Genomic DNA, 20,421 nt, shown 5'->3' on the forward strand with positions numbered 1-20,421 from the left:
ATGGCCAAGCGACCGCCAATGCCGACTCATACCATGCGCTCGCGGCTTGATGCGCCCGCGCTCGGCAGGTTGCACCCATTCCAAGCTCGCTCTTGGCTTCCTGAAACGCGCGCTCGACCCAATAGCGCTGCGCTTGCATATAAGCGAACCGTTGGATCGGTGTGGCAAGATAGTCGGCATTGCTCAGAGAGTACTTAATCTTGTTGTCCGCCTGATTTCGGCTAATGACAAGGACGCGCTCGGTCACTGCGTCCGATTTGCCGTCCCAGAGCCAGACGCGGGTCGCATGCATCGAGAGGGTCAGCGGCCCCTTCGTGCCGTCTCGAACGGCGACCGTCTGCCATTCGTAAGAAGGCAGTTGCTGGGCGTACAAATCGACTCGAATGGGATTGCAATCGGCGCGCAGTTTCGTCGGCTTCGGTCCGCGTCGAACAGGTCCGCGCCAAAACCGACGTCCCGGATGAATACCTCCAGTGCCTGTCACCGCTCGGCTGCGAGCACATCATCCTGACAGGGGACTACATTTGGAAGCTGCCGTGAACGATCAGGACTTAGCGTACGATAATTTCCGTTCTATGGAGTGACCCCTGCTTCTATCACCTGCACGATCCGAATCTGGAGGTGCGCACCAGCCTCCGTCGCCTTCGACGTGGAGCCGCTCGCGTAGCCGACGCATCCGCGGCCTGACCGAGTCGTCCGTTGCCGCGAAGCGAGGTGGTAATGGCGTGAAGGGCGACCTCGCTCAGGCGCTCAACGCCCGATGCGGTGGGATGAGATAGGCCTGCACGGCCGTCGCCTCAAGCAGATCGGCTATGCGGTTGCGTAGACGCGGCATCTCGCGCATTGCCTTGAAGGTTCCCTTGCGGTAGCCCTTGATGAGCGACGAGGGATCGAAGTAGGCCTTGGCGTTCTCCGGGCTGAGGACGAAGGGTGGCCGACCCTGACGCACGAGGATGTGGCTCGTGAGCAGGGCGCCCGTGCGATGATTGCCCTCGAAGAAGAGCTGCGGCTCGGAGAGCATCTGGATGTAGACCCCAGCGGCACGCCGCCAGACGGTCGGATGCCGGTGATCGGCAAGATAGTTCATCAGGGCACGAACGCCCCCCTGGCTGCTATCGTCGTAGAAGCGCTGCATGGTCAGGCGAAACTGCGGCGAGCATTCTTCCAGCGCCGGCCCCGGATTTTCGCAGAGGATCAGGCAGTTGAGCTGCAGCAGTTGCTCCGAGCTGCCGCGCTCCAGGAGATCGACATTCCACGCCTGCAGCTGGTCGACGAAGCGATAGCCGGCTAGCATGCGCTCGAGCACCTCGTCGTCGAAGGGGTCGCGCGGAGTGTCCAGGCTCGCGTTGATGCGGTCGAAGTCGCGCTGCACGGCGCGGAGCGAGCGCTCGATCGCTGCGAGGTCGAGGCGGGACGTCGGCACGGGGACTCCTTGGTCTGGGCTGCGAGGCGTTCTCATCGGTGGGCGCACAATGATGCGGCAGATCGACGTGGAGATGCGACACTGGAATGCAGTGCCGCGCCCGTGAGGTGGTAGTGCTCGAGCCGAGTCTGACCGCGCCTCGCGGGGTAGACGAGCGCGAGCGACGTCCCCCGAGCCTGCGCCGCCGCCGGCGGACTGCGCTGCGCTTGTCCACGAGTCTCCGCGCTCAGTGGATCCTTGCGAGCGTCTCTCTGGCCTTGGCCGTCATGGTCTCCGGGAGCGGGATATAGCCCATTTCCTCCGCGGTCGCCTGTCCCTGGCCGAGCCCCCAGCCGATGGCTCCTTTCAGGGCCGCCGCGACCTTGGGCTCCGCGTAGCGCTCGTAGAGTAGGAGCCAGCTGTAGCTGACGATGGGGTAGGCGTCCTGCCCGGCGGGATCCGGGAGATAGACACGCAGATCCTCGGGAATCTCCTCGGCCGAGGCGAGCGCGGCTTGGCCCGTCTTGGCGCCCGGCGGCACGAATGCGCCAGACTCGTTCTGCAGGGCCGCCATCGGTAGCTCCAGGCGGTGTGCGAACTCGTAGGCCATGAAGCCGATCGCGCCGTCCGTAATCTTCACCAGATGGGCGACGCCCTCGTTGCCCCGCGCGGTCATGGCGTTTCCCGGCCAATCGACCACCTTGCCCACGCCAGGACCTGAGTCTGCCCAGCTCGGGTCGATCGCGCCGAGGTGGTTGGTGAAGGCGAATGTGGTGCCGCTCGACTCGCGCCGCACGACGGTTACGATCGCCTTATGCGGCAGCTCCAAGTCCGGATTGGCGTCGCGGATGCGGGGGTGATCCCAGTAGCGCAGCTTGCCGGCGAAGATGTCCAGATAAACGCTGCGCGGCAGCCGCAGCCCGCCCGCGATACCCGGGACGTTGTAGGCGAGCACCACCATGCCGGCGGTCATGGGCAGCATGATGACGCCCTTGTCGGGATCCACCTTGGCCAGCTCGGCGTCGTTCATGGCCGCATCACTGGCGCCGAAATCGACGCTGCCTTCCAGGAAGCGCCTGACGCCCGCACCGCTGCCCACGCCTTCGTACTCGAAGCGGACCTCGGGGTGCTGCTGCGCGTAGTCTTGGATCCAACGCGCGTAGAGTGGCTGGGGGAAAGTCGCCCCAGCGCCACGAACGACCAGGGGTGCGTCCTCCGCCGAGGCGGATCGGGCGGACAGGGCACCGGAGAGGGTCAGCGTGGCGACGGCGAGCGCCGCCGCGAGATGACCCGCGAGTCGAATCTTACCCGTCATGTGCAGTCTCCGAGAAACCGATCAGCTGAACTCGCCCGAGATGTATTCCTTGGTGAGCTTCTCCCTGGGCGCTTCGAAGATCTGCCGGGTCGGGCCCATCTCGACCAGATAGCCGGTGCGCCCGCCTTGGGAGATGTCCACGGAGAAGAAGGCCGTGGTGTCGGCGACACGCGTGGCCTGCTGCATGTTGTGCGTCACCAGGGCGACGGTGTAGTTCTCCTTGAGCTCGAGCATCAGCTCCTCGACCTGGCGGGTGGCGATGGGGTCGAGCGCCGAGCAGGGCTCGTCCATCAGCAGCACGTCTGGCTCGGTGGCGATGGCGCGGGCGATGCACAGACGCTGCTGCTGACCGCCGGAGAGCGACAGGCCGCTGTTCTTGAGCTTGTCCTTGACCTCCTTCCACAGCGCGGCGCGCTTGAGCGCCTTCTCCACACGCTCCTCGATGTTGCCCTTGTAGCGGTTGAGCCGCAGGCCGAAGGCCACATTGTCGAAGATGCTCATGGAGAAGGGGTTGGGCTGCTGGAAGACCATGCCGATGTAGCGGCGAACCACCACCGGATCGACCTTCTTGGCGTAGATGTCCTGGCCGTGATACATCACCGAGCCCTCGAAGCGGAACACGGAGATGAGGTCGTTCATGCGGTTGAGGCTGCGCAGCACGGTCGACTTGCCGCAGCCCGAGGGCCCGATGAAACCGGTGATCTTCTTCTTCTCGATCGGGACGGTGGAGTCGCGCACGGCGAGGAAGTCGCCGTAGAAGATCTTGTTGACGTTACAGTCGATGACGACGTCACCGGCGGCCTGGAAGGGCTCTGCGACGAAGAGCGCTTCAGCGGTTGCGTTCATGGTTCACTCTCTACTTGGGTTGTACGCGCTCTAACCAGGCTCGACGCGTCAGACCTTGGGACGACCGACGAGACGGGCCAGGATGTTGAAGGTCAGCACGATGAGCACCAGCACCAGCGAGGCGGTCCAGGCCAGCTCGATCTGATTCTCGAACGGCATGCCGGAGAAGTTGTAGATCAGGATGGAGAGCGAGGCCGTGGGCTCCGCCAGCTCGGAGATGAAGTAGTTGCTGAAGAGCGCCGTGAAGAGCAGCGGCGCGGACTCCCCGGCCGCGCCCGCCACGGCCAGCATGACCCCGGTGAGGATGCCTGGCAGCCCCGTGGGCAGCACCACCTTCCAGATCACCTCCGTCTGGGTGCAGCCCATGCCATAGGCGGCGTCCTTCATCTTCTGCGGCACCTGCGCCATGGCCTCCTCGGCGGCGAGCACCACGGTCGGCAGCATGAGCACCGCCAGCGCGATGCCGCCGGCGAGCGCCGAGTAGCCCCAGTGGATGACGATCACGGCGTAGACGAAGACACCGGCGAGGATGGAGGGGAAGCCGGTCAAGACCTTGGCGAGGAAACGCGCGGTCGTGGCGAGCTTGCTGGTCGCGTCCAGGACGCCCAGATAGATGGCCGCGAGAATGCCCAGCGGGACGCTGATGGCCGAGGCGATGCCGACCATGACCAGGGTTCCGACGATGGCCGGGCCGATGCCGCCGCCGACCTCGAAGCCCGCGGGCGGCAGGCCGGTGAGCACTTCCACCACATCGGCCCCGAAGAGGCGGGTCCCGCCTTGGGCCAGCAGCATGTAGATCACCGAGAAGAGTGGGATCGCGGCCAGCACCGCGGCGATCCAGGTCAGCCCCGTCAGAAAACCGCTCTTGAGCGCCCGCGGCTCGAGGGCCTGGTAGTCCAGTTGCGGTTGCAAGAAGCTGTCCTTCGGATGCGCTGTCAAATCGATCTCGCTCATTTCTTACCCTCGAACTTGCGGACCGTGTATTGCTGAATCGCGAGCCCTGCGACATTGACCAAGAAGGTGATCGCGAGCAGCACCAGGGCAGCGTACATCAGCGCCTGGACCTCGACCTGGCCGGCCTCCGGGAAGTTGGAGGCCAGCAGCGAGGCCAGTGTGTTCGCCGGTGAAAAGAGCGACATGCTGATCTGATTGGAGTTGCCGATCAGCATCGCCAGCGCCATGGTCTCGCCCAGGGCGCGCCCGAAGCCGAGCACCAGGGCGGCCAGGATGCCGGAGGAGGCGGTTGGCAGCATGACCTTGAGGATGGCCTCCCAGCGGGTCGTGCCCATGCCGTAGGCGGCCTCCTTCACCTTGTAGGGGATGCGCCGGAAGGCATCCACCGAGATGGCCGCGACCGTCGGCAGGATCATGATGGCGAGCACCAGCGCGGCCGGTGCCATGCCCGGCCCGGCGAGGTCCGTGCCGAACAGCGGAAACCACCCGAGCGTATCGTGCAGCCAGCCCGCCAGCGGCTTGAGCAGTGGGATCAGCACATAGATGCCCCAGAGGCCATAGACGACCGAGGGGATGGCCGCGAGCATCTCGACGACGGTGCGGAAAATGGTGGCCATCCGGTGATGGATGAAGTCCTGGGTCAGAAAGATGGCGATGGAAATGCCGAAGACGCCGCCGAGCAACAAGGCCAATAGGGAGCTATAGAGGGTGCCCCAGATCTCCGGCAGGACGCTGAACTCTCCTTTGCTGACGTTCCAGGTGGTGCCGGTGATGAATCCCAGGCCATATTCGGCGACGGCCGGCATGGCCTTCTGACCGATCTCCCAAAGGATGTAGGCGACCAGCAGGATGATGATGAAGGCGCTGGCGATGGCGATACTGCGAAAGATGCGGTCGGCGGCGTACTCGGCCATAGACGGCGGTCCGGAGATGCCACTGGTCGCATCGGCCGCTCGAAAGAGGTTGCTCATGGGATACCTGCAGGTAATGACGGAAGCGGTCGGGGCTGAGGACACCGACCGAGCCGGGCTTCGACTGGGCGCGTCGTGAGGGACGTCATGATGATCGCTCGGACCCTTGGGCCTTCAGGGCGAAACCGATCCGACGTGGCTCGGATCGGCGCTCGCCTGGCCGCGGCGGGGTGGATGCTCCGCACCGCCGCGGCCGTCCGATCGGGTGGTGAAGGCGCGCCACGCGAGCGGACAGGCTCCTGGGCGACTTACTGGATGTGCTTCGCGGTCTCCAGAACCTTCTCACGCACGTTCTCGGGCAGTGGGATGTAGCCCATGGAATCGGCGATCTTCTGGCCTTCCTTGATGCCGTACTCGACCATCTTGCGCAGGGCGGCGGCCTTGGCGTCGTCCTGGTCCTTGTAGAAGAGCATCCAGGTGAAGGTGGCGATCGGGTAGGCGTCCTCGCCGGCCGGATCCCAGACCCAGGCGATGAGGTTGGGGACGTCGCTGTTCGGCAGGGTGCCCTCTGGGAACTCGGCCGAAGCCAGCGCGGCGGCACCGCTCTCGGGGCCAGGCGCGACGAAGTTGCCGGAGGCATTCTCGAGCTTGGCGACCTGCTTCCACTTGGTCAGCTTGGCATAGCCGTACTCGACGTAGCCGATGGAGCCCTGGTTCTGCTGAACCTGGGCGGTCACGCCGTCGTTCTTGGGCGCGGCGACGAAGTTCCCGGCCTTGGGCCAGTTCGGCGCCTTGCCCTGACCGACGCTCGACTTGAAGTCTTCGCTGATGTTGGACAGATGGCCGGTGAAGACGAAGGAGGTGCCGGAGGAGTCGGAGCGGGTCACCACGGTGATGGTGTCGTCGGGCAGCGCGACGCCTGGGTTGGCGGCGGCGATCTTGGGATCGTTCCACTGGGTGATCTCACCGGAGAAGATCTCCGGGTAGACGGCGCGCGGGAGCTTGAGCGCGTCGACGCCCTCGAGATTGTAGATGACGACGATCTCGCCGGCGGTCATCGGCAGCAGGACCACGCCTTCCTCGACCTTGGCCATCTCCTCCTCGTTCATGGCGGCGTCTGAGGCGGCGAAGTCGACCGTGTGGTTGATCAGGTCCTGGATGCCGGCGCCACTGCCCTTGGACTGGTAATCGACGCGGATGTCGTCGTTGGACTTGCTGAAGTCCTTGAACCACTTGGAATAGATGGGGAAGGGGAAGCTGGCGCCCGAGCCGTTGAGCTTGACGTCCTCGGCTGCGGCGGTGCCGGAGAGGGCAAAAGCGGAAACGAGACCGACGGCGACCGCCGATCTGATGCGAGATACCTTACGCATACGAAACTCCGATGAATTTGAAGGCCATGCCGGCCGTCTCAGGGGAAGGAACAGCCAGGATTGGAATGCCACGGTATTTTCGCTCCGGAGTGCGAACGGTCATGTTAAGAATGGATGACGATTGCATGACGACTCGAGGTCAGGCAGTCGTCCATAAGCGCTTGAGATGCAATGTAGCAATGCCATTCGCAAAGGCTATCCGTGCAAGCCCGGACCTGAGAGGCGCGCTGCGGTCGCGATCCTGGGTCTTGGGCATCAGTGGGACAGGCTGGACGAGCGCGAGCGAAGTCCACCGAATCCCGCGCCTGCGTTGGTGAGCTGCGCTCTGAGACTGTGCAGAAATTCTGCGTATAGGGCTGGGCTGAGGTACGAAGCCCGACATGGCGGCTGGCCTAACGCCCTGATTGTCGGGCTCCCTTCGTCGGCCCAAGCGACCCAGCCACGGACGAGAATCCGCGCTCGGTCTCACGCTCAGGCGATCAGGCTACCGCTCCCATCGGCTCCAGTGCTCACGCGCTTGCTGTGGCCGCGATTCGATTCGAGCATGCGGTCGAATCGCTCTGGATCGTTGCGCAGCATGATGAGGTACTCGTCGACCATGCCTTGCCAGCCTGGACCGCCGTGGGCCTTGAGTCTGTCCAGCGCGACCATGAGCAGCTTGGCGGCGGCGCGAAGCTCGCGGTCCTCCCCCTCGCCATAGCCTGCGACCAGCTCGCGGTAGAGTGCTTCGGTCTTCTCCAGCGGTGTCATCTGGGCTACCTCATTGGACCTGGTCGACCTTCGCCAGCAGTTTGCTCGCGGCCGTTTCGTTCAGCGGGATATAGCCCAGCAGGTCCGCGACCTTCTGGCCCTCGGTCAGGACATAACGGGCGACGTCCCGAATCACCGCGGCCTTCTCGTCCGGATAGTCCTTGCGCAAGATCAGCCAGGAGAGCGAAAGGATGGGGTAGGAGGCGTCGCCCTTGGGATCGGCAATCGCCGTCAGGTCCATATCGGCCCGGAAAGACTCGACGGCGGAGCGGAAGGTCTCGCCGTTCGCCGGGACATACTCGCCCTTGCGGTTCTGCAGGACCGCGGCCTGCATGCTGGTCAGATGCGCGTAGGCGTACTGGATGTAGCCGATCGCCCCTGGAATGGCCTTGATGTAGGCAGCCACGCCGCCGTTGCCCTGCCCCCGGAGCAGTGCGCCGCGCTCTTGCAGCTTCTTCGGCCAGACCGGGCTCATATGGATGCCGATGGTCTTCATGAAATCGTCACTGATTGCGCCCAGGTGCCTGGTGGTGACGAAGGTGGTCCCGCTGGCGTCACCTCGGGTCACGACGAAGATGGGTAGATCCGGCATCTCGACACCAGGATTCGCGGCCGCGATGATGGGGTCGTTCCAATGGTCGATCTCACCCAGGAAGATTCCGGAGACGGCCTCGCGGCTGAGCTTGAGCGCGTCGACGCCGGGCAGGTCGTAGGCGATGACCACCGCACCCGCAGTCACCGGGATCTGCACGACGCCGCCCTCGACCTGAGCGATCTGCTCGGGCGACATGGGCACGTCGGAGCCGGCGAAATCCAGATTGCCGTTGATGAAGTTCGCGACGCCGCCTCCGCTGCCGATGGCCTGGTAGTCGATCTTCACATCGCGGTGCGCGAGATAGTAGTCACGGAACCAGCGCGAATAGATGGGCGCGGGAAAGCTCGCTCCGGCGCCCACGATCTTGACGGCATCTGCCGCACGCGGCGGGGCGCTGAGCGCGGCTAGGGCCAAGGCGACCAAAGCGACAGAGACTGAACGGAGGAGGGGAGCGTAACTCATTGGTCTTCAGGCTCGTTGCGTATTGACTTGGAAGAAGCCGAGGGTATCGGCGCACCAGCATGAAGGGCAACTATTGCGATTGGATGACAATACGCAAAAGGTGTACTGCCATCGATCCGAAACTCCAATGGGCCTGTAGGTCCGAGGCATGCCGCCGGCTGCCTCACTTGCCCGCTGCAGGGATAGAGTGCGCAAGGTCCTTAGGCCGTTGACCTCTAGGGTGTACGAGCGCGAGCGAAGTCCACCGAATCCCGCGCCGGCGTTGGTGGACCGCGCTGCGAGCCAATGGAAGTGACTCCCCATAGGTTGGGCTAGGGTACGAAGCCTAACATGGAGACCAGCCCAAGGCCTTGATTGTTGGGCCTCCTGCGTCGGCCCAACCTACGGAAGGGCACCGTTTTCGTAGTGCGCTCGGAATCCTTTCACAGCCTCTGCGCTTGTCCACCCTCAGCGGGAGGCCGGGGCAATCGATGAAGAGCTGGCGGATCACAGTGATCTGCGGCCCTAAACCCTCGGCTGCTTGACCATACGTGCCAGGATGTTGAATCCCAGAACGATCAAGACCAGCACCAGCGAGGCGGTCCATGCCAGCTCGATCTGGTTCTCGAAGGGCATCCCGGAGAAGTTATAGATCAGGATCGAGAGCGAGGCGGTCGGCTCGCTGATCTCGGAGATGTAGTAGTTGCTGAACAGCGCGGTGAAGAGCAATGGCGCGGATTCGCCCGCCGCGCCCGCGATCGCGAGGATGACCCCTGTCAGTATGCCGGGGAGCGCGGTCGGCAGGACGACCCGCCACACCACCTGTGTTTGCGTGCACCCCATGCCGTAGGCGGCATCCTTCATCAGCTGAGGCACTTGAGCCAGGGCCTCCTCCGCGGCGAGCACCACGGTGCGGAGCATGAGGACCGCCAGGGCGATGCCGCCGGCCCAGGCCGAATAGCCCCAGTGAATCACGATGATGGCATAGACGAAGACGCCCGCCATGATCGACGGGAAGCCTGTGAGAACCTTGGCGAGGAAGCGCGCTGTCTGCGCCACGCGGCTGCTCGGGTCCAGGAAGCCCAGGTAGATGGCGGCGAGGACGCCGATCGGGATACTGATGGCGCAGGCGATGCCGACCATCGCCAGGGTGCCGACGATGGCCGGTCCGATCCCGCCCCCAAGCTCGAAGCCCGCCGGCGGCAGGCCTGTCAGGATCTCCACGAAATCCTCGCTGAACAGCCGGGTGCCGCCTTTCTCCAGCAGAAGATAGATCACGGAGACCAGCGGGATTGCGGCCGCGGCCGCGACCACCCAGGTGAGCACCGTCATGATGCCGTTGGTCAGGGTTCGGCGCTCCCAGGGGCGCCGTGTGAGATCGAGCTCTCGAGCCGGGGTGTCTTCATCTTCATCTCGATCTCGCTGATCCTGCTCGAGCATTGAAACCTCTTCAGACGTCTGCGCTTCTCGCTGCCAAGCGGGGTGCTGCGTGCTCGGCGGAAGCGGCAAGGCCAAGCGATGGGCACCTCGGGCCGGTCGTCCGGTCGGCTGCTGTAATGGCGAGCATCCCGACCCGCGGCTTCACCCGGTCCGCGGTTGATTCAGGATGCTATGTACCACATCTCGCAGATCGGGCGCGAACCGCGGCTTCCGACGCAGCTTAGAGAGCGCCTCTGCGGGGGCGACCGCCGCTCGCTCGGCGGTCCTGGCGCGACGGCCGCGGCGCTTACCTGGACTCGGACTGGATGACAATAAGGGGATAGCAAGATGACGGGATCTATGACCATATCCGCGATGGCAATCGCCGTTGCCGCAGTGGCCTCCGCGGGCTGCACGGGCCATTCGACGGCCAGTGCTGCCGGCGGCAATCCGTCCACGACCATGCCCAGCCAGGCCGAGCAAGCTTGCTTGAGAGACGTGACCCGGACCACGAACAATCCCGACGTCGTGCTCCTCGACTCGTCCTTCTCAGAGGCGGGTACCGAGGTCATCGTCGGTGTCGGTCCGCAGCGCGCGCGCTGGCGGTGCATCGCCTACAGGGATGGCACGACCGCAGGCATCCAGTCGCTGACCGACGAAGGTGCGCTTTGAGCCGGAATCCTCAGGCGTGCTGAGCAGGCATGGTGGCCCGGCGGGCGGCGCCCGGAATGATCGCTCCGATCGCAGCGGACCGCGGTAAGTTGGCGCGGTGGCGATCGTCACACGATTGCGGCCGGCTTACTTCGCCTCGTAGAGGGCCTTGTCGGCCAGCGCGATGAGGTCGGCCGGGCCGACGCGGCAAGGCTCTCGGGGACAGGCATCGCGCTGTCCCCGCCAGCACAGGGTGGCGTGATAGCACAGCAGGTCGCACTCGGCGACGCCAAGGCTGACAGAGGGGGCGGCGGGGATCTGTGCGTCCCAATGGGCCAGGCTCAGCTGGGCGATCTCCTCCCTGGTGTAGCCCAGCATGCGCGCGAAGGAGTCGCCGAACTCGATGAGCCGACCTTCTTCGTCGAGGATATGGATGCCGTCGGTGGCGGTCTCCAGCAGCTTCCCGAGATGCTGCGCGGCGTTCTTCTGCTGGGTGATGTCCTAGAACCGGAGTGTCGCCGTGCTCGTGATACATTTTGGGACATCCCAGTCCCAAAATGACTGCGCTCGGCGACAGCCTTTTCGCCCCGATTCGCCCTGCGTCCGTGGCGCTACGCCGACCTCTCGCACGCTCGAGGCCGGCTTCGCACCACACTCCCTCAAATGGCTTGACGGCGTGTCGGATGCGCTTGCATATGGCCTACGCGGATCCGGGATCTCGTGGAGCAGCATCTCGATCGCACGCTCGCTCGTTGGGCGATACGCAAGTTCAAGCGTCTGAGTCGACACCGACGGCGGGCCGCGCAGTGGCTGCTGGGAAGGTGGCGAGTCACTAGGCCGTAACGTAGGTGGACGCATCGGTGGCCCCGAAAGTGAGTCGCCCCGAAGGCCGAGCCCGCAACCGGAGGGCGAAGGCAGCATGGTGGATCGAAGTCTGACCGAGACGATCCGACCACTTCGGCGGGGTGTGTAGCGACGGCATGGTGACAAGGGCGCGCTAAGCGACTGGAGAAGCCCGTCTCGTCCCGGGGCGAAATCCCCGGAGCAAGGTAGATCCTATAACCGGTGACACCGGGAAGTGGATCGAAGGCGAGCGGGTGGCGGATGGGCGTGTAGTAGCACTGAAGCGGGGTAATGCCCGTGGAGCGAAGGCGCCCTACTGTTGGCAATCCTTGAACAACACGGGAGGCAGGGGCGAGATGACAAAGACGCCCATTGATCTGCAAGACCTGAGGAAGAGGATCTACATCAAGGCGAAGGCCGAACCGGCCTGGCGCTTCTGGGGACTTTGTGTCCATGTGTGCAAAGAGGAGACCCTACGTGCCGCCTATGCGATGGCGAAAGCCAACAATGGCGCCCCTGGCAGTGACGGGGTGACGTTCGCGGCCATTGAGGCGGACGGAGTGGAGGCGTTTCTGCAAGGCATCCGGGACGAACTGGTCGCTGGAGACTATCGACCGCAACCGAATCGCCGCCAGGAGATTCCCAAGGGAGACGGGCGCATGCGCGTCCTGGGAATTCCCTGCATTCGCGATCGCGTGGTCCAAGGGGCGCTCAAGCTGATTCTGGAGCCGATCTTTGAGGCTGACTTCCAGGATGGAAACTATGGATACCGACCCAAGCGCACGGCCCATCAAGCCGTTCAGCGCGTCGCCGAGGCGATTGTCAGCGACAAGACCCATGTGATCGATGTTGACTTGGCGTCGTATTTCGACACGGTGCGACACGATCTGCTATTGGGAAAGGTCGCCCAGCGGGTGAGCGACGAGCAGGTCTTGGGCCTGCTCAAGCGCATCCTCAAGGCCAGCGGCAAGCGGGGCGTCCCGCAGGGCGGTGTGATCTCCCCGCTGCTTAGTAACCTCTACCTCAACGAGGTGGATCGGATGCTCGAGCGGGCCAAGGAGGTCACGCACAACGGGCGCTACACCTACATCGAGTATGCGCGTTTTGCCGATGACCTGGTGATCTTGGTCGATGAGTATAGCCGGTGGGACTGGCTGAAGGAGGCGGCCTGGCAACGCTTGGTCGAGGAGCTGGCCAAGCTCGATGTGCGGCTCAATGACGACAAGACACGACGACTGGATCTGAGTCCAGAAGCGACGTTCAGCTTCTTGGGCTTCGACTTCCGCCGGGTCAAGACCCGGCGCGGGGTCTGGGGTGTGCATTACACACCACGGATGAAGGCGCGCACCGCGCTCCTTCAACGCCTCAAGGACGTGTTCCGCCGTCACCGCTCCCAGCCGATTGATCGGGTGATCGCGTTGATCAACCCGATCTTACGGGGTTGGGTCGGCTACTTCCGGGTGGGACATGCCAGTCGCTGTTTCGGATACGTCAAGGATTGGGTGGAAAAGAAGATTCGGCGCCATTTGATGCGCGCGCGTCAGCGTCAGGGCTTTGGCTGGAAACGGTGGAGTAGGCAGTGGCTCTATCAGGCGTTGGGACTCTTCAACGGGTACCGCGTCGCGCCACGGGGGCCGAATGCACGCCCAGCACCATAGGTCCCATAACCCTTGGTGTGAAGACAGCAGGAAAGCCCGGCGCCGGAAAACGGCACGCCGGGTTTGACGTGGCGGGAGCTGCAACCGTGATCACGGGAGCCGGACTGAGGGCCAGCGCGAAAGCGCTGGAGGCACCACCGGACCCTACCGTCGGCGCGCCAGTTCCCGACCCTACCCGTGAGCGCCTCGGGGGGCGGTTCCCCGGGGCGACTCGACTCATCATCAGGGGCGTCTCACGGACACTGCTCGAGGAGCGTGTCAAACCGCTGGTGGTGCAGTTCCTCAAGGAGCGAGGATTTGGAGTTGGCAGAGGAGAAGACCCGCATCGTCCATATCGATCAGGGCGTCGACTTCCTCGGTTTCAATGTCCGGAAATATCAGGGAAAGCTGCTCATCGAGCCAGCCGCATCCAGCATCGCAGCGGTCAAGGAGCGCGTGCGAGGCATCATCCGCACAGGCAAAGGGCTGCCTCAGGGTGTCCTCATCCGCCGCCTCAACCCGGTGATCCGGGGCTGGGGCAACGACTACCGCCATGTCGTGAGCAAGGACATCTTCAACGACATCGACCATGCGATCTGGCGCATGAGCGCCCTCGCGGATGCTGAAGTCGCTCAGCCCCTGTGCCCGTGCCGCCGCCTCGAAGCCGGCACGCTCGCCGCTGCTGATTACGAGGCGCCCATGCGAAGGCATCCGCCATCGGATAGCGCACGCGCAGAATGCGCGTGAAGCGCGCAAACTCGTCCGCACGGACGACGTCCGAGGCTCCGTAGAATCGGGGGAGTATCTCCAGGTCGTTGACGAGGTGATGCAGGGTATCGCCCAAGGCTTTCGCGACGACCTCCACGCGTTGGCGTGATTGGGCCTCCCACTGCCAGGCTTCCCAGCGCGCGGCCTACCAGGACAGCGCCGCGGTCGCGATCAGCCCGACCGTCAGCGCGACGGCCTCTGGCCAGCGCGCCGGCCGGCTCCTAGGCTATCGCTTCGCCTTTCTTGCGGGCCAGGTCATGCGGGCTCTTTCGGCTCAACGGCTCTTCTCAGCATCGAGTCCCCGCCTGTCATTCGGGATCCCCGCCGGGATATCCGACTAAACTGCGCATGGCCCAGAAGCGCCGCAAGGCCGCATGGAACGACAACTACCGCGCCAAGGTCCTGTTTGGGAAGTGATTTATGCGCGCTCGCCCTGTGTCTGCGAGCCCTCCCACATCCTTGACATTGGCGCTCGATCCTATCTGGCGGACTGAAGGCGCCAGGCTCCTGGAGGAAGCGCCATGCCTGCACCCTTCGCATCTCTGGGTGACGGCGCCTGGAATACGGATTTCCGGCAATCGTCTTAGTAGCGCTTGGGGACATGGAGCTCTTGCGGTAGGGTCTCGCGCTCGTAGTCCGGATTGAAGATGCGGTCGGGCAGGCCGATGGGCTCGTGGGACACCTCCTCGTAGGGGATCTGATCGAGGAGGTGGTGGATGCAGTTGAGGCGGGCGCGCTTCTTGTCGTTGGCCTCGACGATGAACCAGGGAGCCTCGGGGATGTTGGTCCGCGCCAAGGTCTCCTCCTTGGCCTTGGTGTAGGCCTCCCAGCGCACGCGTGACTGCAGATCCATGGGGCTGAGCTTCCACTGCTTGAGCGGGTCGTGGATGCGCATGAGAAAGCGCAGCTGCTGCTCCTCGTCCGTGATGGAGAACCAGTACTTGATCAGCCGGATGCCGGAGCGGACCAGCATGCGCTCGAATTCCGGGACGTCTTGAAAGAACTGCTCGACCTGGTCCGGGGTGGCGAAGCCCATGACGCGCTCGACGCCGGATCTGTTGTACCAGGAGCGGTCGAAGAGGACGATCTCACCGCCCGCAGGCAGGTGGGGCACATAACGCTGGAAGTACCACTGGGTCCGCTCGCGCTCGCTCGGCTTGCTCAGCGCGATCACGCGGCAGACGCGCGGATTGAGCCGCTGGGTCATGCGCTTGATGACGCCGCCCTTGCCGGCTGCGTCCCGCCCCTCGAAGATGACGGCGACCTTCTCGCCCGTGTGCTCGACCCAGTCCTGTAGCTTGATGAGCTCCGCCTGCAGGGTCAGGAGGGACTCGAAATAGGTGCGGCGGTCGAGGGTGTCCGGGTGCTTGCGCTTGTAGATCTTGCGCAGCTCCAGGGATAGCGCCGGCTCCGAGATCTCCAGCTCGTAGTCTTCGTCGAGCGCATCCTCCAGCTCGGCCCTCAGCCAATCCATGCCTTCAAATCGATTGTCGTCACTGCTCATGCTTCGGCTCCGCTTGTCTCGCGCATGCTCGTATCGAGGACGCTCGGTTTCTGGGCGGTCACTTCGTCAGGAGCGGCCGATCGGCCGGCCGTCGCCGCCGGTCGCTGTCCTGACCTTCACTCTAGCATCGCCGCTTCGGATTTCCGACGACCAGGGCATGACGGCACAGGCTCATGGGATAGAATTCGCAGCTCTCGATCGAAGTCTGCCGGCCCATCTCCATCGACGGATCGGTCTCGGTCGCATGCATGGAGCCGCTCGCGGCGGCACGATCTCACTGGGAGGCATCAGGCAGGCCCCTCTTATAGAACAAGTGGGTGCCGCGGATTCGAGTGGAGCGAGCGCGGAACCTTGATTTGCAAATAGGCAGTTCGCCGAGAGATGCAGTTCGCCGAGGCCATCAAGCAAGCCATGCCGCTTCAGGTTCTGGTGCCGCAGCGTACCAATCCGCTGGAGCGCCAATTCCGCTGCGTCGCCGAAGTCTTTCTGGTGGATACGGCGTCGGGGACCGGAGTGGTCTGGCTCGAGCCCTACTGGCCAGCCGAGGTCGAGCGCCGTGTCGCCCAAATCTGCTATGCCGATCCGGTGGCGAAGGACCCGATGAGCTGGATCGACAACAGCCCCAGATTCGGCCCCTTCTGCATCGCCTATCAGAAGCCCTTTCTGATGGGGCGGCTGACCTCGGAGTCGCCCCTGTGGCGGGCGCTTCTGGATTGGCAGGCCTGGCGTCACGCGCGGCGCAGTCAATGTCTGCGCAGCCTCGCCTGGGAGCGTGCGGCGAACGAGCTGATGGCCATCGAGCCGCAGCGTCTGATCTAGCCGTCGCGAGCCGGGCCGGCCCTCGGCGACGGCGACCCGGGCCGCTGCCAGATCCAGATTCATGCCGGCAATCGGGTGATGGTGAGATAGACGCTGCCGCGGTTGTTCTCATAGAAGCGCCAGGCATCGTTGGCGAAGCAGTAGAGGTAGCCGGAGCGCTGCGGCGAAAAGTCCTCCCGGCGCGAGCCGATGGTGAAGCACTCGCCGGACGGGGGCGTTCCGCCGCCGTCGACATCGGCCTGATTGGCGACCATGCCGGTCAGGGCAAACCAGGGGGCCTCTTCATAGCGCCGCGTTCCCCAGAAGTCGGCCTCTTTCTTCTTCGAGCGCTTCCGATAGAGCTTCTCGAGACCCGCGATGAGATCCGCCCCGCGGTAGACGAGATGGCCGAGCCCGAAGCCGCCATCCTTTTCGCCGTCGGCGGTGAAGGCGTTGTTCTTGTCGAGCCATTCTCCGCTGGCCTCGAAGCGATACTTCGCCTTGGCATCGAGCCAGACGCCGGTATCGTTCCACCTGTCACGCGCGAAGATGTCGCGGCTCCACGCCTCGCCGGGCGCGAGACACTTGGTGCGGCGGTAGGGTGATTGCCTGATGGGCGGCACCTGGTGGCGCTCCCAAGCGGACGGATGCAAATCGATCCCGATGCGCTCCTCGGACATCAGGGGCGCAGCCCTCGGCAGGGTCCGCAGCATGCTCCAGATGCCGGCGATGTTGTTGTGAAGCACAGCCTGGCTGTCGGGGCGCAGTTGGCCGATGAGTGCGTCCTTGAGCCTCAGGCCCTGCGCCTTCGCATGATCGGCCATCCATTGCATGGCGATATCCGAGAGTCCGCAGTCCGGGTGTCCGCCGCCGATGTCGCCATGATTCCCGGCGAGCCAGACCTGCTCGAAGCTGGTGCCCGGCGGACGCGGCGGATCCGTGACGCGCCACAGGGTCGGGGCAAAGCTCGCGCGCAGCTCGTCGAGCGCCACGGCGTGATAGGCGTGGCGCACCCGGTCGTCGAGATTGGTATTGTGGAAGCGGTATCTGTCCGGGTCGTCCAGCAGCACGTCCAAGAGGACCATGTCGTCCGGGACGCCGCGCGCGCCGACGGTGTCCCACACCCCGACGAAGTGCACCTCCGGCGGCTTGCCATCCTGATCGAGCAGCCTGGGCCAGTCCTTGCCCCAGACCGCCTTGTCCTGCTTGTGTCGGTAGCCGCGGTCATAGGCCGTATCGACGCGTTTCCAAATGGCTTCCGAGGAGAGACCGCCGAGGTCGAGCAGCCCGCACTTCAGGATGAAGCCGCTCAGACTGCGCACCGTATAGGCGCCCCGGCTGAAGCCGAAGAGAAAGATGCGATCACCGCGCTCGTATTGGGCACACAGCCATTTGTAGCCACTCTTGATATTGCGATCGAGGCCGCGTCCGATGCCGCCGTCGATCATGCGTTTCAGCGGCCCGCCTTCGGTGCCTACGCCTGGGTGGTAGTACTTGAGCTGGGTCGCGTCCTCCTCACAGGCCGCGAACAGCTTGTAGACGTTGGTGGGAGTCGGCACACCCTCACGCGACTGATCGGGTGTGTTCCAGGTTCCATCACAGCAAACGACGAGATTGCGCATCGCTCGATCCCCCTCTGAGAAATATCTCGCTCGGCGGGTCTTGCGGCCTCCGCCGCGCGAATCGAGACATCCACCCGGGACGGCCCACGGATTTCGTCTTGCGCTCATCGCCCTGGCGCGGCGCGATGCAGCAGGCCAGCCCGGCACGGTGCCACGTTAAGTGTAGTGCAGGATGCGTGTCGATCTCGGCCCTAGGCCGGGTCGTCCTCGTGCGCGGCGGAAGCGTGTCCAGGTTCGCAAACCCTTGTGCGCATCTCGCCTATGATCGCGGCTCATGCCTGGCGGCCGTCGGCTGCAGGCGTGCTCGCGGCATCCGCACCCCGGCCCGGCAACCGACAACTCCGTTCAGGATCCCGCGAACCATGACGGCCGAGCTCAGATCCCTCTCCTCTGCCCAGCGTCTTCCCGCCGAGCAGCTCCACGCCGATGAGCTCGAGGCACTGCGCGCCTGGGACAGCCACCCGCGCCCGGCAGGCTGGCGGCTGAGCCCGCGGGCGGTCCGCGCCTTCATCCTCGGCAGCAAAAGCTGCGACGCCTGGAGAACGCCTCGCGCCACGGCACTGGACAGCCACGGGGCTTACGCGGGTAGTCGGCGAGGTGCAGCACCCCGCCACAGGCGGGGCAACCGCCCGCCCGGGCGGCCTCGGCGAGCTCCTCGTCGATGTCTAGCAGCAAGGCGAAAAAGGTGGGGCTTTCCAGTAGGGCGTGGCACACTGATCCAGTCTCTATTGTCTTTGCAAACAAGAGACTCTCCCGACGGGTGCTGATGTTCAAGCACCCCGAGGGAGGCCCACCCCTCTCCCTCATGCAAAATGACTATTTAAAGGGGAAAATCCATCAGGGACGGTGGCCAGGCTCAGGCGGACGAAAAGCAGCAGCTCGGGGAGGCGATCATTGATGTCTATACCGCGCGCTGGAAACCGCACTGGTGTAACAATGCAGGGTCGGGCTGCGTCGTCTGGGCGAAGGATGTCTAAGGATGCGCTCTTGGCGTGGGCCACCAATGCCGACTATTTCGAATTCCAGCATCAGGCGAACTATTCCGTCATCCTGAATCGGCTGAAGTGCTTTGACGGCTGCGCGATGACACGCTATGCGTCCGGTTGGGGACCCGCCGAGAGGAAGGCGTGCATCGCAGATTGCAAGAAGCAGCATCCGTTTTGCGTCAAAAAATTGGTGGGACGGTCTCGCGGACCTTGGGCGGAGATCGTCGCTAGGCGGGGGACAGGCAGTGATCGGTAAGATTCATCGACTCGCACGCATCGGCCGGGGAGACAGGGCTGAGAACCGGGCGATGCGCTCAATCCTGATGGCGCTGGTCATCACGCCAATGATCGCTCTCGCCGGCGACCGCCAATCCTTCGAGGGCTTGGTGGCCGACCTCGAAGCCGCAGATCCGGAAACAGGGCTCTCAGCCGTGCAGAAACTGGCAGAGGGGGGCGACGCACGCGCGGTCCCGCTCCTGATCGCGGCATTGCAGAGGGACATGAAGGCGCGCACTGGGCTCTTGATGGCCATCATCCCGGCGCTCGGTGAGCTCGGAGACCCGAGCGCCGTGCCCATTCTTCTCCTTGCCCTGAACAATCGGGACGATCATTGGATCGCGCGTGAAGCGGCGGCGCAGGCGCTCGGCGCGATCGGCGCACCTGAAGCTGTGCCTGATTTGATCAAGGCCGCTTGGATGGTGGATACGCGAGAGGCCGCGATCACAGCCCTCGCGCAGATTGCGGACGAGCGCGCCGTCGAGGTGCTTGTGACGGCCTTGGATCCGGCCGAGGATGCTGGTGTCCGGGAGCAGGCCCTGGCCGGCCTGATCCACATTGGTCGGCCGGCAGTCCCCGCCTTGACCGCCGTCGTCGCCGAAGGGTCCGGCGAGTACCCGAACACCGCGCAGCGGGCGCTGGCGGCCTACGCGCTCGGGAAGATCGGAGATCCGAGGGCGCATGCAGCCTTGGAGCAGGCAGCCCAAGACCCAAGCGCGGAGGTGCGCGCAAGCGCCTCTAAAGCACTGGGTCGATTGCAGTGAGCGGTGGCCTGGATCCATGAGCGCGGAGAATCTCGCCTACCTGATGTTTGGCGCCAGTATTGCCTGTCTCTTGCGCAATATCTGGGACTACTATCTGAACACCCGACGTGCCAATTTCGACAGCATGGGCGCCACCATCAATTGGCATTACGGCTTTGCCCTGACCTGGCTTCTCTTCTGCGTGGGCCTGATCGTCATCCCTCAGGTGCACTGGCTCATCGGTGTCTCCGCAATTCCGATTGGGGCGGTTGCGACCTGGCTCGTCTTGGCGCCGATTCAAATCCTGCTCAAGCAACATGCGCCCACCCGATGAGCCGAGCGCCGAGGGGCAGGGCTTGTCCATTTGCCCGATTGAGAAACAGCGAGAGCCGCAATGAATAGGCGCTACCGAGATCTCCTCGCGCTGTCCGTTCTGCAGAGTCTGTGGGCGTTGATCATCGATTGACCCAGCCGCGCAGTCGGTGGGAGCGGGGCCCCGCCCCCCGCGGGGGCCCCGCGCCGGGGGGGGGCCCGGCCCCCAACGACCGCCCGCCGGGCGCCCCCGGCGCCCCCCAACCCCAGGGGGCGGG

The 20,421-nt window shown here is 64.4% G+C and carries 18 protein-coding genes and 1 pseudogene; 6 read left to right on the plus strand and 13 right to left on the minus strand.

What is annotated here, in order from left to right:
• The 10 genes and pseudogenes from G3446_RS21780 to pstA (G3446_RS21825) all read right to left on the minus strand — a co-directional run.
• Positions 1–373 (minus strand): annotated as a pseudogene (locus G3446_RS21780) (hypothetical protein); the annotation flags it as partial.
• 369 nt (positions 374–742) lie between these two features.
• Positions 743–1,423, minus strand: coding sequence for a hypothetical protein (locus G3446_RS21785; RefSeq protein WP_164455253.1), 681 nt, complete (start codon positions 1,421–1,423; stop codon positions 743–745).
• A 226-nt stretch (positions 1,424–1,649) separates the two neighbouring features.
• On the minus strand, positions 1,650–2,717 hold the full coding sequence (gene pstS, locus G3446_RS21790) for a phosphate ABC transporter substrate-binding protein PstS (protein ID WP_164455255.1): 1,068 nt from the start codon (positions 2,715–2,717) through the stop codon (positions 1,650–1,652).
• 21 nt (positions 2,718–2,738) lie between these two features.
• The gene (gene pstB / locus G3446_RS21795) at positions 2,739–3,563 is read right to left on the minus strand and encodes a phosphate ABC transporter ATP-binding protein PstB (protein WP_164455257.1); all 825 of its coding nucleotides are present in this window, start codon (positions 3,561–3,563) and stop codon (positions 2,739–2,741) included.
• Positions 3,564–3,611: 48 nt separating this feature from the next.
• Positions 3,612–4,517: a phosphate ABC transporter permease PstA gene (gene pstA, locus G3446_RS21800; RefSeq protein ID WP_164455259.1), complete on the minus strand. Its 906-nt coding sequence runs from the start codon at positions 4,515–4,517 to the stop codon at positions 3,612–3,614.
• Positions 4,514–5,488, minus strand: coding sequence for a phosphate ABC transporter permease subunit PstC (gene pstC / locus G3446_RS21805; protein ID WP_164455261.1), 975 nt, complete (start codon positions 5,486–5,488; stop codon positions 4,514–4,516). Before pstC ends, pstA (G3446_RS21800) begins: the two co-directional genes overlap by 4 nt.
• Positions 5,489–5,736: 248 nt before the next feature.
• A complete protein-coding gene (pstS, locus tag G3446_RS21810; protein WP_164455263.1) occupies positions 5,737–6,798 on the minus strand; it encodes a phosphate ABC transporter substrate-binding protein PstS in 1,062 nt (353 codons plus the stop codon).
• Positions 6,799–7,269: 471 nt separating this feature from the next.
• Entirely contained in the window at positions 7,270–7,548 is a 279-nt protein-coding gene (locus G3446_RS21815; RefSeq protein ID WP_164455265.1) for a hypothetical protein, read from the minus strand.
• 10 nt (positions 7,549–7,558) lie between these two features.
• Positions 7,559–8,605: a phosphate ABC transporter substrate-binding protein PstS gene (pstS, locus tag G3446_RS21820; protein ID WP_164455267.1), complete on the minus strand. Its 1,047-nt coding sequence runs from the start codon at positions 8,603–8,605 to the stop codon at positions 7,559–7,561.
• Positions 8,606–9,109: 504 nt separating this feature from the next.
• The gene (gene pstA / locus G3446_RS21825) at positions 9,110–10,024 is read right to left on the minus strand and encodes a phosphate ABC transporter permease PstA (protein ID WP_164455269.1); all 915 of its coding nucleotides are present in this window, start codon (positions 10,022–10,024) and stop codon (positions 9,110–9,112) included.
• A 339-nt stretch (positions 10,025–10,363) separates the two neighbouring features.
• Here pstA (G3446_RS21825) and G3446_RS21830 point away from each other — a divergent pair, with 339 nt between their 5' ends.
• On the plus strand, positions 10,364–10,675 hold the full coding sequence (locus G3446_RS21830) for a hypothetical protein (RefSeq protein ID WP_164455271.1): 312 nt from the start codon (positions 10,364–10,366) through the stop codon (positions 10,673–10,675).
• Positions 10,676–10,801: 126 nt separating this feature from the next.
• Here the strand turns inward: G3446_RS21830 and G3446_RS21835 are convergent, their stop codons facing one another.
• Positions 10,802–11,152, minus strand: coding sequence for a PAS domain S-box protein (locus G3446_RS21835; protein WP_164455286.1), 351 nt, complete (start codon positions 11,150–11,152; stop codon positions 10,802–10,804).
• A gap of 701 nt (positions 11,153–11,853) precedes the next feature.
• On the opposite strand from G3446_RS21835, the gene ltrA reads away from it, so the two are divergent.
• Together ltrA and G3446_RS27705 are read left to right on the plus strand one after the other, a co-directional pair.
• On the plus strand, positions 11,854–13,155 hold the full coding sequence (gene ltrA / locus G3446_RS21840) for a group II intron reverse transcriptase/maturase (protein WP_164455273.1): 1,302 nt from the start codon (positions 11,854–11,856) through the stop codon (positions 13,153–13,155).
• A gap of 297 nt (positions 13,156–13,452) precedes the next feature.
• Positions 13,453–13,881, plus strand: coding sequence for a group II intron maturase-specific domain-containing protein (locus G3446_RS27705; protein ID WP_209262566.1), 429 nt, complete (start codon positions 13,453–13,455; stop codon positions 13,879–13,881).
• Between the two features lie 604 nt (positions 13,882–14,485).
• Here the strand turns inward: G3446_RS27705 and ppk2 are convergent.
• Positions 14,486–15,406 carry a polyphosphate kinase 2 gene (gene ppk2, locus G3446_RS21850; RefSeq protein WP_164455276.1) on the minus strand — a complete coding sequence of 307 codons (921 nt, stop codon included), beginning with the start codon at positions 15,404–15,406 and terminating at the stop codon, positions 14,486–14,488.
• A 381-nt stretch (positions 15,407–15,787) separates the two neighbouring features.
• On the opposite strand from ppk2, the gene G3446_RS21855 reads away from it, so the two are divergent.
• Positions 15,788–16,225 (plus strand): hypothetical protein, encoded by a 438-nt coding sequence (locus G3446_RS21855; protein ID WP_164455278.1) that lies wholly within the window; start codon positions 15,788–15,790, stop codon positions 16,223–16,225.
• A 59-nt stretch (positions 16,226–16,284) separates the two neighbouring features.
• On the opposite strand, the gene G3446_RS21860 is transcribed toward G3446_RS21855, so the two are convergent.
• Positions 16,285–17,826 (minus strand): DUF2235 domain-containing protein, encoded by a 1,542-nt coding sequence (locus G3446_RS21860; protein WP_164455280.1) that lies wholly within the window; start codon positions 17,824–17,826, stop codon positions 16,285–16,287.
• Between the two features lie 1,294 nt (positions 17,827–19,120).
• Between G3446_RS21860 and G3446_RS21870 the strand changes: the two genes are divergently transcribed.
• Entirely contained in the window at positions 19,121–19,852 is a 732-nt protein-coding gene (locus tag G3446_RS21870; RefSeq protein ID WP_164455282.1) for a HEAT repeat domain-containing protein, read from the plus strand.
• Positions 19,853–19,868: 16 nt separating this feature from the next.
• Positions 19,869–20,165, plus strand: a complete 297-nt coding sequence (locus tag G3446_RS21875; protein WP_164455284.1) for a hypothetical protein — start codon at positions 19,869–19,871, stop codon at positions 20,163–20,165.
• The last annotated feature ends 256 nt before the right edge of the window (positions 20,166–20,421 follow it).

The organism is Thiorhodococcus minor (assembly GCF_010820565.1).
GTDB classification, from domain to species: Bacteria; Pseudomonadota; Gammaproteobacteria; order Chromatiales; family Chromatiaceae; genus Thiorhodococcus; species Thiorhodococcus minor.

What these genes read in the sequence shown, in the direction of transcription:
- ppk2 (WP_164455276.1), bottom strand. Translation starts at nt 15,406, where the DNA reads ATGAGCAGTGACGACAATCGATTTGAAGGCATGGATTGGCTGAGGGCC.
- pstA (WP_164455259.1), bottom strand. Translation starts at nt 4,517, where the DNA reads ATGAGCGAGATCGATTTGACAGCGCATCCGAAGGACAGCTTCTTGCAA.
- G3446_RS21855 (WP_164455278.1), top strand. Translation starts at nt 15,788, where the DNA reads ATGCAGTTCGCCGAGGCCATCAAGCAAGCCATGCCGCTTCAGGTTCTG.
- ltrA (WP_164455273.1), top strand. Translation starts at nt 11,854, where the DNA reads ATGACAAAGACGCCCATTGATCTGCAAGACCTGAGGAAGAGGATCTAC.
- pstB (WP_164455257.1), bottom strand. Translation starts at nt 3,563, where the DNA reads ATGAACGCAACCGCTGAAGCGCTCTTCGTCGCAGAGCCCTTCCAGGCC.
- G3446_RS21875 (WP_164455284.1), top strand. Translation starts at nt 19,869, where the DNA reads ATGAGCGCGGAGAATCTCGCCTACCTGATGTTTGGCGCCAGTATTGCC.
- pstS (WP_164455263.1), bottom strand. Translation starts at nt 6,798, where the DNA reads ATGCGTAAGGTATCTCGCATCAGATCGGCGGTCGCCGTCGGTCTCGTT.
- G3446_RS21870 (WP_164455282.1), top strand. Translation starts at nt 19,121, where the DNA reads ATGCGCTCAATCCTGATGGCGCTGGTCATCACGCCAATGATCGCTCTC.
- G3446_RS21860 (WP_164455280.1), bottom strand. Translation starts at nt 17,826, where the DNA reads ATGCGCAATCTCGTCGTTTGCTGTGATGGAACCTGGAACACACCCGAT.
- pstS (WP_164455267.1), bottom strand. Translation starts at nt 8,605, where the DNA reads ATGAGTTACGCTCCCCTCCTCCGTTCAGTCTCTGTCGCTTTGGTCGCC.
- G3446_RS21815 (WP_164455265.1), bottom strand. Translation starts at nt 7,548, where the DNA reads ATGACACCGCTGGAGAAGACCGAAGCACTCTACCGCGAGCTGGTCGCA.
- G3446_RS21830 (WP_164455271.1), top strand. Translation starts at nt 10,364, where the DNA reads ATGACCATATCCGCGATGGCAATCGCCGTTGCCGCAGTGGCCTCCGCG.
- pstA (WP_164455269.1), bottom strand. Translation starts at nt 10,024, where the DNA reads ATGCTCGAGCAGGATCAGCGAGATCGAGATGAAGATGAAGACACCCCG.
- pstC (WP_164455261.1), bottom strand. Translation starts at nt 5,488, where the DNA reads ATGAGCAACCTCTTTCGAGCGGCCGATGCGACCAGTGGCATCTCCGGA.
- pstS (WP_164455255.1), bottom strand. Translation starts at nt 2,717, where the DNA reads ATGACGGGTAAGATTCGACTCGCGGGTCATCTCGCGGCGGCGCTCGCC.